This window comes from Nocardia sp. NPDC024068 (genome assembly GCF_040638875.1).
In the GTDB taxonomy this organism is placed as follows: Bacteria; Actinomycetota; Actinomycetes; order Mycobacteriales; family Mycobacteriaceae; genus Nocardia.
Genome location: NZ_JBEZYU010000001.1, coordinates 151,093 through 167,075 on the forward strand (window position 1 = coordinate 151,093; position 15,983 = coordinate 167,075).

Below are 15,983 nucleotides of genomic sequence, written 5' to 3' on the forward strand. Positions count from 1 at the left end.
TGATCTCGAGAGGTAGCTCTATGAATTGGCGCTGTGCCCGAACAGGTCTCGTACGGGCGCTGGCGGTGCTGACCACAGCGGGCTGTTCGATCCTCGTGGGCGTGCCATCGACGATGGCCGAGGAGTTACCGGACCCCTCGGCGCCCTCCGGCCTGCAGCGCGGTATCGATGACGCACTCCCCCCGCCACCGCTACCCGCCGCACCTGCACCACCCATCGGCGATCTGTCTCCGCAATCGGCAGCACTGTGGCACGCGGTGCAGTCCCCGCCGACGGGTGACCCGATCTTCGATACGTGGCCCGCCGCGATGGACCGGATGGCCGCCGGCGAGGTGATCGAACAGCGTGACATCACCGCGATCGCCGCGCCGCGGATCGCCGCGCCGGTCGGCCGTGCCGTGTTGCTGAAGTTCCGCTCGACGGCCGCGGCGGGGGCGCCCTCCTTCGGCACGGCAACCCTGGTGGTTCCGGCGGCGGCGTGGACGGGCCCCGGCGGCCGGCCGGTCCTGGTCGACAACAAGCCGATCAACTCCCTCGGCCTGCGGTGTACGCCCGGCTATGTGATGGCACACGGGGAGGACGGCACCAGCAGCAGCGCCATCGACGCGTTGACACCGACGACCGCGGCGGCGGTGAACCGTGGGTACGCGGTGCTGATTCCCGATCACGAAGGCCCGTTCATGGCCTACGCGGAACCGAACGTCGCCGCACAGGTCGTCCTGGACAGCATTCGCGCCGTGCGTTCGATGCCCGGATCCGAGTTCGGTGCCAGCCGCTTCGCGCTGACCGGATACTCCGGAGGCGCGATCGCCTCCTATGCGGCAGCCATGCTGCTCACCGACTACGCGCCGGAACTGGCCGACGTGGTGGTGGGCGCCGCGATGGGTGGGCTCGTCACCGACAACAGAGTCGTCGCGAACAGTTTCGACGGCAAATTCGCCTCGGGAGTACTGCTGGCGGTCGTGCTCGCCTATGCCCGCGAGCATCCCGAAATCCTCGACAATATGAACCATCTGGCGCAGTGGGTGGCAACGTCGCCGGTCAACAACGTCTGCGGCGAGGCGCTCGGCCCGCTGGGTGTGGTCGGGATACCGCTCGAAATCGCGGCGAATATTCCGCATCCGCTCGACAGCGCCATCGCCGACGAGATCTTCACCCGCACGGATCTGGGCGACCGGACGTCGGCGGTACCGCTGTACATCTACCACGCCGCCCACGATCTCTGGATTCCGCTCGCGGGGGCACAGCAGCTGTATCGCACTCAGTGCGCCCGCGGTGTCCCGGCGGTCTTCCGCAGCGAGCCGGGTGAGCACGTGACCGGTCTGGCCACCGGATTCCCCGGTGCCTTCGACTGGCTCGACGCGCGTCTGCACGGCGAGCCCACGCCGACCGAGTGCTCCTAGAGCCAGGACGCCACAACGACGTTCGCGCCCGCAGGCAGCCGGTTACGGCCACCCTGCCCGCGCGAAGTCCGGGCTCTCTCGGCAGTGCGGCCGCCCGCACAGACGTCCGCGTTGCCGCCGGGCTGCCGGGGACCCCGTTCCACTACGACCGCCTCTTCCACTGCCGGCGGTGGGCCGCGACGATGATCACCGATCGGAACGACTAGCGGCCCTTCGCCGACCGGTTGGTCGCGGCCCGGCGTGCGGCCTCCTTGGCCTGGGCGCGTTCGTCCTCGGCGCGCACGGCGGCATAGCTCTCGCGTTCGCGGATCAGCCACTCCGGCGGATCCGCGAGGAAAGCGGCGATCTCGTCGGCGGTGAGCGAGTCCGGCACTCCGGCTCGGGTCAGGCCGCTGTTGGAGACGCCGAGCTTGCGGGCCACGATATCGCGCGGGAACGGTCCGGTCCGGCGCAGTTCGGTGAGCCACTGCGGCGGGTTCGCCCGGAGCTCGTCCACCTCGGTCCGGGAGATCGGGTTGTTCCGGAACTCTTCGGGAGCCGCCGGAAGATAGATGCCGAGCTTGTTTGCCGCGGTCAGCGGCTTCATCATCTGCGGTTTCTTGTCCAGGCTCACCGGAACAGCGTATCGGGCCGCCGAGGGGGTCCGGACGCTGCGGTGCCATACGCTGGCCGGTATGAGCCGGTTCTCCTCGATCGATGTGCAGCGCCTGCGCTGGTTCGCCGCAGTCGCGGAGGAACTGCACTTCGCACGTGCCGCGAAGGCATTGCACATCTCCCGCCAGAAGCTCAGCCACACGGTCATCGACCTGGAGACCGAGCTCGATACGAAGCTGTTCGTGCCCGGGGCGCAGCCGACCCGACTGACCGATGCGGGACGGGAGTTGCTGCGCGAGGCGCGCGACATCATGGCGCGGACCGAGAACGAGGTGGGCACCGCGGCGGCCACCGCCCCCGCCGCGTTGCGTGTCGGGTTCGTGCCCGGCGTCACCGTCACCAAGTGGGAGCGGATCTGGGGCCGGCGGTTCCCGGATACACCGCTCGAGCTGGTCGCCGTCGCCCAGGCCGACCAGGAGCCGGCGCTGCGCGAGGACCGGGTCGACATGTGCTTCGTCCGCCTGCCGATCGACCGCGGCGGTTTGAACGCGATCCCGCTCTACCGTGAGTTGCCCGTCGTCGTGGTCCCCAAGGACCACGCGATTGCACTATTCGACGAGGTCGCCATGGCCGATCTCGCGGACGAGCGCCTGCAGGACGCCTCCGATATCGACGCCGCCCAAGCCGCCATCGAGCTCGTCGCCGCCGGAGTCGGCGTCGCCATCGTGCCCCATTCGATCGCCCGCCTGCATCACCGCCGCGACCTCGTCTACCGCACGGTGACCGATACCGACGACACCGAAATCGCCCTGGCCTGGCCGCCGGACCGGACCACAGACCTGGTCGAGGAGTTCATCGGCGTAGTGCGCGGCCGCTCGGAAAACAGCTCCCGCTCCCCCGCCGGAAAGAGCACCGAACCAGAATCGCGCACGCCGCAACCCCCGGGGAAGCGACGGCGTCCCGCGGGGAAACCGATCGCCTCCAAGAAGAAGCCGGCACGGGGCCGCAAACGCTAGCGCGCTCTGCTTCTCAGCTCGGCAGCTGGTCGGAATCAGGCGCGCCAAGGTCGGCGAGAACGGAAGGCCCCGGCCGTGCGGAATGGCCGTCGAAGGTGTGGCACGCGGGCGGAGCCGACCGGTGACCGACACGGTGGTTCCGGCGAAGAGGGGCGAGCTCGTACCGATGAGATCGGCGGGCACGCTCCTACCCGGGCGTCGTCACCGCGGAATACCGCGAAATACCTTCGCCGCGGGCGCCCTCCAGGAGGGTGAGCGCTTCCAGCGCGACGTACAGTTCGGCGGACTGGCGGGGGTCGGTGGTATCGCGACCCGTGAGGTCACGGATCTTGCGCAACCGGTAGCGCACCGTATTGCGGTGACAGTGCAGCATCTCGGCGACCCCCGCGGCCGAGCCCCCGCACCGATACCAGGCGTCCAGGGATTCCAGCAGATCGCGACGTTCCGTGTCCGGCAGCCGCAGCAGTGGCCCGAGGATCTGCCCGGCCGCCCGCAACCCCACATCGGGAACCGCGACCAGCAGGTGGGCGACGGGCTCCGCGCCGTACCGGACCGTGGCGGTGGTACCCGGGCGCGCCGACCGGGACGCCAGCCGCGCCTCGGTCAGGGCCGCCGTGATGGAGTGCGGGGCAGAGAAGGCGGTGCTGATACCGACCCGGGCGTCCGCGTGCGCCGAGACAACGGCGGCGCCGCGCTCGAGCACCGTCTCCGATACCGCCGAAAGCAGCCCGATATGCGCGTCGATCTGCGCGTCCCAGACCGAATGGACGCCGAGGTCCCGCAGTGCCGTGGTGAGCTGCTGTGGTAGGGGCGCGGTGGGCTCGGTATCGATCGTGACGACGGCGAAGCTTCCGCGTTCCGGGAATCCCAGGGTCCGCAGCGCGTCGAGTACACGGCCCGGGTTGCCGGAATGGTCGTCGAACAGGGTCCTGATGAGTCGGCCCTGCACCTGGGCGTCGGAGTGGACGAGCAGGACCTCGGTCTCGCGATAGGACTCGACCGCGGTATCCGAGTACAGATCGATGAGTTCCCACAGCCGGGTGGCGAGGTCGTGGAGTCGTGGGTCGCCCGGCCCGGCGGAGCGGGCGGTCAACTCCTCCCAGATGAGGCGGCCGCCCAGCCGGTAGGCGTGCAGCAGGGCGGCGACCGGTATGCCCTGCTCGGCTTTCAGCCGGCCCGCGTTCCGAGCCGATTGCAGGCGTAACGGCTGCGCCCCCGCCAGCGCGCCGATGATCGCGGCCAGGTTCTCCCGGCAGGTCGTGTACAGCTGCTCTTCGGTGAGCAGGCCCGCCTGCGCATAGGCCGGATCGCCGGTCGCGATCCGGCCCACGAGGGTCTCGGCCATCGTCTCGACCGCCGGCACCAAACCGGCAGCCAAGGCCGATTCGGGAGGGGTTCGTGTCACGGGCACCGGCGCGCTCATACCGAGAGTGTAACCGCCCGATCGTGGCCTGGAACACAGTCGCCTTGTGCTTGAGCACAAATGGCGTTACCCAAGTCGCAACGGCGACACATTTCGATAAGTCGTGAGCACAGTCACACTCAGGATGTCCAGTTTCCCACCTGTAGCTCCGGAGCGCCCCGTGCAGACAGAACCGGCCACCGCGGCCCACTCAGTTCTCGATACCGCCCTGGCCGAACTGGCCGAGGGCGAGCAGCGATGGTCCCTGGTCACGATGACCGGCAGACGCACCCTGCTCGACCGGATACGCGCACTCACCGGGGAGTATGCCCGGGAATGGGTGGAGGTCGCCGCACGGATCAAGGGACTCGACGCCGCGTCCCCACTGGTCGGGGAGGAATGGCTGTCCGGCCCCTACGTGCTGGCCGCCGCCCTCGGTGCCCTGTCGCGCACCCTGGAGTCGCTGGAACACGGACGCAGCCCGCTGGACGGTGCCACATTCGGTGCCGCCGGAAACCGGGTCACCGTCGAGGTACTTCCCACCGGACTGTACGACGAGCTGCTGCTGAGCGGCTTCAGCGCGCAGGTCTGGCTCCGGCGCGGCGTCAGCCCCGCCGCGGCGAAGGCCACCGCGGGGCTCGCACAGCTCGACCCGGGACGCACCCACGGTATCGGGGCCGTACTCGGCGCCGGGAACATCACCTCGATCGCACCGCTGGACACGGTATACGAGCTGATCGCGCACAACCGGGTGGTCGCGCTCAAACTCAACCCGGTCACCGACCCGTTGCGCCCGGTGTTCGAGAAGATCTTCGCCCCGCTGATCGAACTCGGGGCGGTGCGGATCCTCACCGGCGGCGCCGAAGTCGGCGGCCGCTTGGTGACCCACGAGCGGATCGCGCATGTCCACATGACCGGCAGCGCGAACACCCACGACGCGATCGTCTGGGGCACCGGGGCGGACGCGACGCGACGGAAGGCGGCCGGGGAACCGCTGCTGGACAAACCGATCACCAGCGAGCTCGGCGGAGTGTCACCCACCATCGTGGTTCCCGGTGAGTGGAGCAGCGCCGATCTGGCCTTCCAGGCCGAGCACATCGCCACCCAGCGCCTCCACAACGGTGGCTACAACTGTGTGGCCTCACAGGCGGTGATCGTCTCCGCCGAGTGGGCACAGAAGGACGCGTTCCTCGCGGCGCTGGCGGAGGCGCTCGATCGGGCACCGCGCCGCCATGCCTACTACCCCGGAAGCGACGATCGTATGGCCACCGCGCGCTCCGCCTACCCCGATGCCCGGCGACTCGGAGCGCAGGGCGAACGCCTGCTGGTCACCGGGCTCGATCCGGCGGCCGCCGAACCCTTGTTCTCCTCGGAGTACTTCGCCCCGGTTCTGGGGGTGATCGAATTGCCCGGTACCGGCGCCGCGTTCACCCGTGCCGCGGCCGATACCGCCAACGAACGGCTGACCGGGACGCTCGGGGTCAATATCGTCGCGCATCCGGACGCGATCGCCGCGCTCGGCGCGGACTTCGACGCGATGATCGAACGGCTGCGCTACGGCACCGTCGCGATCAACGCCTGGACAGGAGTCGGCTACCTGACTCCCACCGCGACCTGGGGCGCCTATCCCGGCCACACCCTCGACGACGTACAGAGCGGTATCGGTGTCGTCCACAATGCCTGGCTGATCGACGAGGTCGAACGCACCGTGGTCCGCGGACCGTTCCGCCCCGCACCACGTTCGATACTGCACCGCGAATGGGCGCTGACCCCCACGCCACCGTGGTTCGTCACCAACCGGACCGCCGCGACCACGGGCCGCCGGCTCACCGCCTTCGCCGCCACCCCCCGCTGGACCCGCCTGCCCGCTATCTTCGCCTCCGCCCTGCGCGGCTGAACCTCGTCTGGAGTACACCGATGAATGCCGAGACAACCCCGCCGTCCACCGTCGACTACGTGGTCGTCGGGACCGGTTCGGCCGGCGCGGTCCTCGCCGCCCGGCTGAGCGAGAAACCGGCGAACCAGGTGCTCGCCCTCGAAGCCGGTCCCGAGGACAAGAACCGGTTCGCCCATATCCCGGCCGCGTTCTCCAAACTGTTCCAGAGCGAATGCGACTGGTCCTATCTGACGACCCCGCAGCCCGAACTGGGCAATCGCCGGATCCTGTATCCGCGTGGCAAGCTACTCGGCGGCTCGTCATCGATGAACGCGATGATGTGGGTGCGCGGTTTCGCCGCCGACTACGACGAGTGGGCACGGGCCGCCGGTGACGACTGGTCGTTCGCCAACGTCGTCGAATACTTCAAGAAGATCGAATCCGTCGAAGGCGCGAGCGAACCCGACGAGGGGCGCGCCGGTCCACTGCAGGTCGCGCATCAGCGCAGCGCGAGCCCGTGGACGCGGGACTTCCTGGCCGCCGCGGAACTCGCCGGCTACAAGCGGGTGCGGGCCAATACCCCGCAGCCCGAGGGTTTCAGCGAGACGATGGTGAATCAGAAGCGCGGCGCGCGGTGGAGCACCGCCGACGCGTATCTCAAACCTGCGCGGCGGCGGCCGAATCTCACCGTGGTCACCGGCGCGCATGCCGATCGGGTGATCTTCGAGGGAACCCGCGCCGTGGGCGTCGAGTACCGCCGGGGTGATCGGGTGCTCACCGTGCGCGCCCGCAAGGAGGTCGTGCTCTGCGGCGGTGCCATCAACACACCGCAACTGCTCATGCTCTCCGGTATCGGGGACGAACAGCAGCTGCGCGCACACGGGATCCCGGTGCTGCGTCATTCCCGGGAGGTCGGCCGCAACCTCATGGATCACCTGGTATCGCTGATCGGGTTCGCCGTGGAATCCGGCACCCTGTTCGACGCCGAGAAACCCCGCCAGCTCCTCGACTACCTGATCCGCCGGCGTGGGATGCTCACTTCCAATGTCGGCGAGGCCTACGGTTTCGTGCGCAGCCGCCCCGAACTCGAACTTCCCGATCTCGAACTGATCTTCGGCCCCGCCCCGTTCTTCGACGAAGGTATCGGCGTCGCTCCCGGTCACGCCGTGGCCGTCGGCCCGATCCTGCTCAAACCCCAGAGCCGGGGCACCGTAACTCTGGCCGCGGCCGCACCCGGCGCCAAACCACTGGTGAACCCGAACTACCTGTCCGATAGTGAGGGCGCCGACCGTGCGGCCGTCCTGGAGGGACTGCGGATCGCCCACCGGATCGCCGGCACCGGCCCGCTCGGTTCCGCCCTGGGTCGTTTCCTTCAGCCCAAACGCGAACTGGCCACCCTGGACGAAACTCTCGAAGACGCCCTGACCTGGCATTCCCACACCCTGTACCACCCGGTCGGCACGTGCCGGATGGGCAGCGACGCCGACAGCGTCGTCGCACCCGACCTGTCGGTGCGCGGCGTCGAGGGGTTGCGGGTCGCGGACGCATCGGTGATGCCGGCCATCATCCGCGGCCATACGCACGCGCCGTCGGTGGTGATCGGCGAGAAAGCGGCCGACCTGATGTCCTGAGTGCTACCGGGTTGTCCGCCCGGGCGCCGGAGTGTGCTCAGGCGGACAGGCCGGTCCACTGGTTCACCGTATAGGGCGTAGCGCCCACGGCTCCGTTCCATTGGCTGATCGTCAGCGTCAGATACGACGGCGCGAGAGACCCCGGGTGGATGTATCCGCCGTAGAGCGTCGGCGAGCAGGGTTTACCCCTATGCGACGGCGGGTGCGAATCATCGTGGACCACCTGGATCGTCTCGTCGGACCACAGGGCGTCGGGCCGGGTGGCGGTACGGGTCTTGATGCTCAGGTCGGTGCAGTCGAAATACGACATCACGTAGGTGGAACCCAGCCGCTTCACCGACAATTCACCGAGATCGTGGCCGGGGCCGAAGAGCGGAGTCGGGGGATACCGGTTCGCCGGGTACCAACCCCAATGTCCGCCGACATGGGCCCAGTTCTGCTGGGCGGCGAAGTCACCGCGTACGAAATCCTCGGGTTCGTAGCGGAAGAGCTGGATATATCCGTGGTCCCGCCGGTAGTGATGGCTCCCGTTCCAGCGCTTGGCGAAAATATAGAGGTAGCCGTCGGGATCGATACCCGCGAAAGTCCACATACCGTACGGATTTCCGTCGAGACCGAGCGCCTCGCCGTGCCAGTGGTGCTCGAAATCCCGCCAGGTCACACCGAAATCGTCGGAATACGCCAGCCCTGAGAACGCCGAACCGTCGACCGGGGAGTTCGCCGGGACCCACGTGTGCACCGAGGTGTATTGGACGAAGGTGCGACCCTGGATCTCGATCGCGTCGTTCGGTATGCGCGAAACCTCCGTGACACCGAACCCGTTGTCCTGCCGATGTGCGTAGTCGAACACCTGCCGCGCCGGTCCGTTGCCGGGTAGCTGCCCGGTGAACTCGATCGGACTGCGGCCGGACGCGTCGAAGGCGTCCTGCGTCAGGACCAGCGGGGAGCCCAGGTAGGCCCCGGTCTGACTGCTCCCCCGCCAGCAGTCGCCCCAGACATAACCCCAGGTGCCGTCGTGCGCGCGGTGGTACGGAATGCAGAGATCGCCCGAGCCGAGACCGCGTCGGCTCGCCGAGTCGCCAGGTTCGTCACACAGTCGGATTCCATTGCGGGGTAGCTGTCCGGCCGATGGCATCTCCCCGAGGGTAGCCCTCGTCCCGTGATTTTCAATTCATCCCACCCAGCCACCCGGCCGCGTCCAGCCGGTAGGCGACCGGTGCCGCGACGGTGCGCAGATCGTCCTCCATCGCGCGGACCCGGCCCTCCCCCAGTTCGCCGCACCAGTTCGCGCGCAATCGCCCGAAGATCTCGGCCGACCGGGCCAGCGCGTCGACACCGCGGGCGGTGAGACGAACAATTCTGCGCCGGGTGTCGGCGGGGTCGTGGGCTCGTTCCGCATAGCCGAGAGCGACCAGGCGATCGACAGTCTTGCCCGCGGCCTGTTTCGAGATGCCCAGCCGACGTCCGAGATCACTGGCCGACGCGCCGTCGATACCGATCGCCTGCATGGCGAATCCGTGTGCCGGACGCAGTTCCGGATGACCTCGCCGTCCCAGCTCGGCATGCAGTTCGTCGATGAGGGTCCGAAACCCCGCGAACAGGAGTAGAGGAAGTTCGTAGCCCGCGCGCACATCGTCGCCCGGGGCCGAGGCATCACCCTTGGCAAGATGGTCAACCTGGTTTACCATTCTGCTCATATCGTCAACCATGTTGTCCATCATAGGAGAGAGATGTTCACCGCCCATACCGCCGAGACGGCACCACCCGAATCCCACGCGGCCATCCGGGCCGTCGCCGGTCCCTCCGGTTCGGTACCGGACGCCGTGCGCCGGCTGGCCGAATCTCCCGAGTTGCTCAATGGATTCCTGGCCATGAGCGCGAGTTTCGAGGGCTGCACCCTGGATCCGGTAGCCCGGGAGGTCGTCATCATGACCGTCGCGGCGCGGAACGACTGCCATATCTGCGTCGCGATGCACACCGGCAAGCTCCGCGCACTCGGTGCGCCGACCGGCCTGATCACCGCCCTGCGCGAACAACAGTCATTGCCCGATAGCGACCTCGAGGCGATCCGGAATTTCACCCTCCGCGTTCTCGCCACCGCCGGGGGTGTGGACGACGCGACACTCGAAGCCTTTCTGGCCCACGGATACACGAGACGCAATGCGCTGGAGGTCGTATTCGGTATCGGGACCTACACGATGTCCACCCTGGCCAATCGCCTCGTCCGAGCCACCTGAGCCCCGGCCTCAGCCTTGACGGGTCGGCCGGATGGTCAGGTCGCCTATTTCGACATCCTCGGGCTGGTCGATCGCGAACGCGATCGCCCGGGCCACCGCCACGGGGTCGATACCGAGTTCGGCCATGTTCCGCCTGGCCTGCTCCCGCACGGCCGGATCGTCGACGGCGTTGTCGATGAGTTCGGTGCGGACATAGCCGGGTGAAATCGATGTCGTCCGCAACACTCCGTCGATACTCTCCTGCCGCAACCCTTCCAGCAGGGCGCGCACCGCGTTCTTCGTTCCGGCGTACACCGCCTGGGTAGGAACGATCTTCAGCCCGGAGGTCGAGACGACGGTGACGAGGTGACCGCCACCCTGCCGCCGGAAGATCGGCAGCGCCGCGGATATCCCGTGCAGGATCCCCTTGACGTTCACGTCGACCATGGCCGACCAGCCCGCCACATCGAGGTCGGCCATCACGCCGATCCGGGTGACCCCGGCATTCCCCACCAGCACATCCAACCGGCCGAAACGCTCGACGGCCAGTTCGGCGAGCGCGAGGAGGTCGGCGGGATCGGTGACATCTACCCGGACGGCGGCCGCCCGGCCGCCGTCCGCCTCGATATCGGCGACCAGCCGGTCGAGCCGGTCGGTGCGGCGGGCCCCGAGAACGACGGCCGCGCCGAGTGCGGCCAGATGACGCGCTGTGGCCGCACCGATTCCACTGCTGGCGCCGGTGATGGCGACGACCTTGCCGTCAATTGTCATAGCGATCCTCCGGCTATAGTGGACATATGTCCGTTTACCCCGACCAGCATAGCGGACACATGTCCGCTTCTGCTGACGGTCGCACCCGACGTGCGGACGCCCAGCGCAACCGTGAGCGGATACTGGCCGCCGCCCGCGACCTCGTGCGCGAGCCGGGAGAGCTCAAGCTCAACGCGGTCGCGAAGGCGTGCGGTATCGGACAGGGCACGCTGTACCGGCACTTCCCGACTCGGGAAGATCTTCTCGCCGAGGTCTACCACCGCGAAGTGGACGAGCTGATCGCCGCGGCTCCGGATCTACTGGCCTCGCACCCGCCACTGGACGCGCTGGCGGCGTGGTTCGACCGGGTGGCCGCCTATGCGCGGGTCAAACGCGATGTCTTCGCCGCCGTCGAGGCCGGCACTTCGCGCGACCTCGCCGCGCACAGCCTCGGCCCCATCGGCGAGTCGGTGGAGTTACTGCTCGCCGCCGGGCGCTCGGCCGGCACGGTCCGCGCCGACGCCGAGGCCCGTGACGTCATCGTGCTCATCAGCTGGTTGTCGCGGCTCGACGACACCGAACTCGACGCACGGGGTCCGCGACTGCTGTCGATCCTCGTCGACGGCCTCCGCGCACCCTGCACCTGAGTTCTACACCTCCCCCGCCATCCGGTACGCACCCCGCTCGACCCGATCCAGCAGTGCGCGCGTCCATTCGGCCCGGCTGCGCGCGGTATGCAACCACAACCCGATGACATCGCCGACCGGGCCCCAGGTGGCGAGATCGGCATCCGGCGGCAGATGTGTGGTGATTCCGGCCTCCCAGTCGTCCATCGCGGCGGCGCGTCGGCGCAGGAGATCAACGGCTTCCGCCCGGGGCAGATCCTCGATCAAGCCGACGGCGGCGGCCAGCAGATCCATCCGCGGATCACGACTGGACAATGCCGTGCGGAGCAGGTCCAGATAGGCCCGTTCCCCGTCGTCGGTGAGCTCGTATTCGATGCGGGGCGGCCCACCCACCGCACTCGGTGAGACCTCGTGCTCCCGGAGCAGACCGCGACCCGCCGCGGATCTCAGCGCGTGATACACCGAACCCGAAGTGGCACTGGACCATTCGTGGGCACCCCAGGACTCGAGGTCGGCACGGACCTGGTAGCCGTGCGCGCGCCCCCGTCGCCGGACCGCGCCGAGCGCGAGCAGCCGGACCGCCGACATCCGGTCAGACCCCCACGGGCGCGGTGGTATTCACCCACCAGAGCGTGCCGAACGGGTCGACGAACCCACCCAGCCGGCTACCGTCGGACTGGGCAGTGACCTCTTGCGCGGGCCGCGCCCCCGCGTCGATCGCGCGCCCGTAGACGCTGTCGGCGTCGGGCACCGTCGCCCACAACTGCACGTGAACCGGTTCGTCCGGGGACTTCAGGCAGCGCTGCCCTCCCTCCCCCGAATCAGCGAAGAACAGTTCGCTGTCACCGATGCGGGCCCGGGCATGCAGAACCCGCCCGGGGTCTTCGGGCAGTACGACGAAATCGGTGATCTCGGCCTCGAAGGCACGCTCCAGGAACACTCGATAGTCATTCGCACGGTCGACCATCACATACGGGGAAATCGAAGACATCTTCCTCACCTCGTTGAAGCGGACGAAGTCTAGCCAAATTTGGCTAGCTGCGTCCAGCATAGAGGCAGTAGACAAATTTGACTAGAAGAGCTCGAGAGGAAGTTCGCTGAAGGCATAAACCGCCCGCAGACCAGCGGAGTAACGTTGTAATCAAGTAATCGCTACGCGGTGAGAAGGTGAATCCCATGAGGCACGGACATCGAGGACGAGGATTCGGCAGACCGGGCGGCTGGCAGCAGGCCGACCTACCCGAGACCACGGACGTACCGGATTGGTTCGCCGGGCGACTGCCGGACGAATGGTTCACCGGCGCACCCGCCATCGAGATCGACCGCGACGAAATCGTCGTGATCGGCGAATTGCCGCTGCCGGCCCCGGGCTCGCCCGCCGACGCCGAGAAGTCCGCGGAGACCGGGGCGGAGACGCCGGACGACGATGCGACGCGCAAGGTCCCGGACGCCACGAAAGAGGGCGCGATCGCCCGATTCCGGGAGTCCACCCGCGCGGCCCGGATGCAGATCGCCGACGAAGCCCAGCGGCGCTACGGGCGCAGTGTGGCGTGGGGTGTTTCGGTAGACGGCGAGCGAGTGTTGTTCACGCATCTGGCGGTACCGGTGATGACCCGGCTGCGCCAGCCGGAACGCAAAGTGCTCGATACGCTCGTCGACGCCGGTGTTGCCCGATCGCGCGCCGATGCGCTGGCATGGACGGTGAAGCTGGCCGGGCAGCACACGGACGCCTGGCTGGAGGAATTACGGGAGGCCATGCGCAAAGTGGACGACCTGCGTTCGCAAGGCCCGCAAGGACTGTGAACACACGGATGCCCGCGAGGTTTCACCTCCTCGCGGGCATCGGCCGCCGGCGGAGCCGATCGGCGAGAATCAGGCCTTGTACTGGGCGATCTGAATGAGATTGCCGCAAGTGTCGTCGAGGACGGCGGTGGTGACCGGGCCGTGGTCCACCGGGGGCTGCGTGAATAGCACACCCGCCGCCTGCAGCCGCTCGTATTCCGCGTGCACATCGTCGACCGCGAACGAGGTGAACGGGATACCGTCGGCCACCAGCGCGCTCTTCAACGGTTTCGCCGCCGGGTGACCGTCGGGTTCCAGCAACAATTCGACACCGGTCGGGTTCTCCGGCGATACGACGGTGAGCCAGCGGTACTCACCGGCCGGCACGTCGGTCTTCTTCACGAACCCGAGTTTCTCGGTATAGAAACCGAGCGCCCGGGCCTGGTCGTCGACCCATACACTCGTCAGATTGATCCGCATCTCTACTCCTTCAGCCAGCGATCGGTGAGATTCCGCAGCGGTTCTCGATTCAGGTGGTGGAACTTGTAGCGACCCTCCCGGGTGGCGGTCACCAGGCCGGCCGCGGCGAGCACGTCCAGATGCTGCGAGATGGCCTGCCGGGTGGACGACAACCCGTGTCGCATCGTCAGCCGTCCGCACAGCTCGAACAGCGTCTGGCCGTCGCGCTCGGCGAGTTCATCGAGAATCACCCGCCGGGTGGGCTCGGCCAGCGCCTTGAACACCCCGCCGGGGTCGGTGCCGTTGTTCACCCATCCAGGATATGCAAGTCATGACTTGCATGTCAATGCCGCCGCCCTCAGTCCCGATGCGCCGACAGCAACCAGGCCGGCACCGATTTCCGGCCGCCCGCCTCATCCCGCAGGCCCTCGAATTTCACTCCGGGACCGCCCGCGGGGGCGTCGAGCGCGTCGAGCATATTGCCGTGGATACGCGCCGGCGCGATCTCATCGATCACCCAGAACGGCGAGACCGCAGCCCGCAATTCCTCGGCCGTCACCGGCGCCGGTCCGGGCCCGGTGCTGTCGGGCAGGGCGGCCCGGTCGAAGACCAGAGCAAAATACGATGCCCCCGGCGCGGCGGCGCGCCGGATGGACCGCAGATAACCCTCTCGCGCTTGCGGCGGGATGGAATGGAACAGCGTGCTGTCGACGATCGTCCCGAATCGGCCGTCATAGCCGGTGAACGAGGTGATATCGGCGACATCGAAGGTCGCACCACTGAGCCCACGCCTATCGGCCGCGGCCCGCGCCGAGGCTATCGCGGTCGGTGCGAGATCGAGCCCCACGGTGGTGAAACCGCGTTCGGCCAGGTACAGCGAGATCGCCCCCTCGCCGCACCCCGCGTCGAGCACATCGCCGTGGAACCGGCCCTGGTCGATCAGCGCGGCGAGTTCGGGTTGCGGTTCCCCGATACTCCACGGCGGTGCGGCGCCGGGACCCAACGGGCCGTCACCTCGGTAGACGGCTTCGAATTCGAAATCCTCCGGTGTGGTCATCCCCCACGACTATCAGCCTGATCGGCGCGAGTACATGTAACCGCCCACCCCATCTGCTCGCCGGAGACCACCCGTGACCGGTGGCCGGATACCGTGGAGCGGCGCCTCGATTCAGGCCTTCCAGAAGGCGCGCAGTGCCGCGCCGAGCGCTTCGGGCACCTGCATCGGTAGTGAGTGGGTGGTATCGGGCCACACTGTCACCGTGGCGTCCGGCAGCAGTCGGCGTGCCCGAGCCGCCGCCCTGTCGCCCCCGGCGAGCGAGTCACGCGCGGCGATCGCGACGTAGACGGGCATGGACAGCGGTGTGGCCGTGACATCCGACAGCAGGCGGGGAGTGGGCAGAGCCGCGACGAAATGCTCGGTGCCGGCGGCAATCATCTGCGCCGTCGGATCCTCGCGGGCACTCGCGAAATCCTCGCCCCCGATCCTGCCCAGCGCTTTCTCTCGCAGGCTCCGGGAGACGAACGGCAGCGCGCCGACGGTGGTCCAGAAGAACACCCAGGGCGGCGGCCAGGCGAAGGTGAACACGGGCTCCAGCGCGACCAGCGACGCCACTCGTTCCGGATGAACCCGCGCGTAGGTCACGGCTGTCGCGCCACCGAACGAATGACCGACCACATGGACGCGTCCCGAGGTCAGCGCCACCACCGCCTCGGCGATCCACTGCGCCTGATCGTCGAAATGCGTGAACGGTGTGTTCTGCACCGACAGGCCCGCGTCACCGAGCGCATCGAAAGCGAACACCCGGTGCGTGGCCAGGAACCCGGGCAGGTTCGCCGACCACATCGGCGCGCCCGACGAACGCCCCGGCACGAGCAGGATCGCGGTCTCGGGTGCGTCCGCCGGACCCGACCATTCGTAGGCGCGGACCGTCCCGAACGATGTGGGCAGGTCATGGGTCCGGTCCGGGGGCGGGAGTTCCGACATGGCCGCCTCATACGGCCGCAGGTAGGCGGCACGTCCTTGTTCGGTCCGGAAATGTCCCACGCGCGAACTCACGGGTTCGACAGTAGAGGCGTCGGTCACCTGGACGCGATTTCTCGCCGCGGACGAACCGGCCGACGACGCACGGCGGCGCCGCGGTGACACGACCCGAGCGCGCTTTTCTCCTGCTGAGCGGAAGGTCGCGGCGCTGTACGGCCGTGGCGAGTCCATGCTGGGAAACCCGAGC

General features: G+C 68.2%; 18 protein-coding genes. 7 read left to right on the forward strand and 11 right to left on the reverse strand.

The features are described from left to right. Window positions 1-20 precede the first annotated feature (20 nt). Window positions 21-1,403, forward strand: coding sequence for a lipase family protein (locus tag AB0F41_RS00755; RefSeq protein WP_357420538.1), 1,383 nt, complete (start codon window positions 21-23; stop codon window positions 1,401-1,403). Window positions 1,404-1,605: 202 nt separating this feature from the next. Here AB0F41_RS00755 and AB0F41_RS00760 read toward each other — a convergent pair whose 3' ends face one another. Then, window positions 1,606-2,016 carry a DUF5997 family protein gene (locus AB0F41_RS00760; protein WP_357420539.1) on the reverse strand — a complete coding sequence of 137 codons (411 nt, stop codon included), beginning with the start codon at window positions 2,014-2,016 and terminating at the stop codon, window positions 1,606-1,608. Window positions 2,017-2,077: 61 nt separating this feature from the next. On the opposite strand from AB0F41_RS00760, the gene AB0F41_RS00765 reads away from it, so the two are divergent. Further along, window positions 2,078-3,013 (forward strand): LysR family transcriptional regulator, encoded by a 936-nt coding sequence (locus AB0F41_RS00765; protein ID WP_357420541.1) that lies wholly within the window; start codon window positions 2,078-2,080, stop codon window positions 3,011-3,013. A gap of 187 nt (window positions 3,014-3,200) precedes the next feature. Here the strand turns inward: AB0F41_RS00765 and AB0F41_RS00770 are convergent, their stop codons facing one another. After that, entirely contained in the window at window positions 3,201-4,436 is a 1,236-nt protein-coding gene (locus AB0F41_RS00770; protein WP_357420542.1) for a helix-turn-helix domain-containing protein, read from the reverse strand. 124 nt (window positions 4,437-4,560) lie between these two features. On the opposite strand from AB0F41_RS00770, the gene AB0F41_RS00775 reads away from it, so the two are divergent. Then, complete coding sequence (locus AB0F41_RS00775; RefSeq protein ID WP_357420972.1) at window positions 4,561-6,312, forward strand: aldehyde dehydrogenase family protein; 1,752 nt, start codon at window positions 4,561-4,563, stop codon at window positions 6,310-6,312. Between the two features lie 20 nt (window positions 6,313-6,332). Further along, complete coding sequence (locus tag AB0F41_RS00780; RefSeq protein ID WP_357420544.1) at window positions 6,333-7,922, forward strand: GMC family oxidoreductase N-terminal domain-containing protein; 1,590 nt, start codon at window positions 6,333-6,335, stop codon at window positions 7,920-7,922. A gap of 37 nt (window positions 7,923-7,959) precedes the next feature. Here AB0F41_RS00780 and AB0F41_RS00785 read toward each other — a convergent pair whose 3' ends face one another. Together AB0F41_RS00785 and AB0F41_RS00790 are read right to left on the reverse strand one after the other, a co-directional pair. Continuing rightward, window positions 7,960-9,057: a DUF4185 domain-containing protein gene (locus AB0F41_RS00785; protein ID WP_357420545.1), complete on the reverse strand. Its 1,098-nt coding sequence runs from the start codon at window positions 9,055-9,057 to the stop codon at window positions 7,960-7,962. A 31-nt stretch (window positions 9,058-9,088) separates the two neighbouring features. Then, the gene (locus tag AB0F41_RS00790) at window positions 9,089-9,619 is read right to left on the reverse strand and encodes a MarR family winged helix-turn-helix transcriptional regulator (RefSeq protein ID WP_357420547.1); all 531 of its coding nucleotides are present in this window, start codon (window positions 9,617-9,619) and stop codon (window positions 9,089-9,091) included. Between the two features lie 33 nt (window positions 9,620-9,652). Here AB0F41_RS00790 and AB0F41_RS00795 point away from each other — a divergent pair, with 33 nt between their 5' ends. Continuing rightward, the gene (locus tag AB0F41_RS00795) at window positions 9,653-10,159 is read left to right on the forward strand and encodes a carboxymuconolactone decarboxylase family protein (RefSeq protein WP_357420549.1); all 507 of its coding nucleotides are present in this window, start codon (window positions 9,653-9,655) and stop codon (window positions 10,157-10,159) included. Between the two features lie 9 nt (window positions 10,160-10,168). Here AB0F41_RS00795 and AB0F41_RS00800 read toward each other — a convergent pair whose 3' ends face one another. Then, the gene (locus AB0F41_RS00800) at window positions 10,169-10,909 is read right to left on the reverse strand and encodes an SDR family oxidoreductase (RefSeq protein ID WP_357420550.1); all 741 of its coding nucleotides are present in this window, start codon (window positions 10,907-10,909) and stop codon (window positions 10,169-10,171) included. 59 nt (window positions 10,910-10,968) lie between these two features. On the opposite strand from AB0F41_RS00800, the gene AB0F41_RS00805 reads away from it, so the two are divergent. Then, entirely contained in the window at window positions 10,969-11,535 is a 567-nt protein-coding gene (locus AB0F41_RS00805; protein ID WP_357420552.1) for a TetR/AcrR family transcriptional regulator, read from the forward strand. A gap of 3 nt (window positions 11,536-11,538) precedes the next feature. Here AB0F41_RS00805 and AB0F41_RS00810 read toward each other — a convergent pair whose 3' ends face one another. Together AB0F41_RS00810 and AB0F41_RS00815 are read right to left on the reverse strand one after the other, a co-directional pair. Next, a complete protein-coding gene (locus tag AB0F41_RS00810) occupies window positions 11,539-12,102 on the reverse strand; it encodes a PadR family transcriptional regulator (protein ID WP_357420554.1) in 564 nt (187 codons plus the stop codon). 4 nt (window positions 12,103-12,106) lie between these two features. Continuing rightward, window positions 12,107-12,505 (reverse strand): hypothetical protein, encoded by a 399-nt coding sequence (locus tag AB0F41_RS00815; RefSeq protein ID WP_357420556.1) that lies wholly within the window; start codon window positions 12,503-12,505, stop codon window positions 12,107-12,109. A gap of 185 nt (window positions 12,506-12,690) precedes the next feature. Here AB0F41_RS00815 and AB0F41_RS00820 point away from each other — a divergent pair, with 185 nt between their 5' ends. Beyond that, window positions 12,691-13,317, forward strand: a complete 627-nt coding sequence (locus AB0F41_RS00820; protein WP_357420557.1) for a hypothetical protein — start codon at window positions 12,691-12,693, stop codon at window positions 13,315-13,317. Window positions 13,318-13,386: 69 nt separating this feature from the next. Here the strand turns inward: AB0F41_RS00820 and AB0F41_RS00825 are convergent, their stop codons facing one another. The 4 genes from AB0F41_RS00825 to AB0F41_RS00840 all read right to left on the reverse strand — a co-directional run bounded on the left by AB0F41_RS00825 (window position 13,387) and on the right by AB0F41_RS00840 (window position 15,811). Next, a complete protein-coding gene (locus tag AB0F41_RS00825) occupies window positions 13,387-13,776 on the reverse strand; it encodes a VOC family protein (RefSeq protein ID WP_357420559.1) in 390 nt (129 codons plus the stop codon). 2 nt (window positions 13,777-13,778) lie between these two features. Next, on the reverse strand, window positions 13,779-14,066 hold the full coding sequence (locus AB0F41_RS00830; protein ID WP_357420560.1) for a metalloregulator ArsR/SmtB family transcription factor: 288 nt from the start codon (window positions 14,064-14,066) through the stop codon (window positions 13,779-13,781). 47 nt (window positions 14,067-14,113) lie between these two features. Continuing rightward, complete coding sequence (locus AB0F41_RS00835; RefSeq protein ID WP_357420562.1) at window positions 14,114-14,812, reverse strand: class I SAM-dependent methyltransferase; 699 nt, start codon at window positions 14,810-14,812, stop codon at window positions 14,114-14,116. A 111-nt stretch (window positions 14,813-14,923) separates the two neighbouring features. Beyond that, window positions 14,924-15,811: an alpha/beta hydrolase gene (locus AB0F41_RS00840; protein WP_357420563.1), complete on the reverse strand. Its 888-nt coding sequence runs from the start codon at window positions 15,809-15,811 to the stop codon at window positions 14,924-14,926. Window positions 15,812-15,983 lie beyond the last annotated feature (172 nt).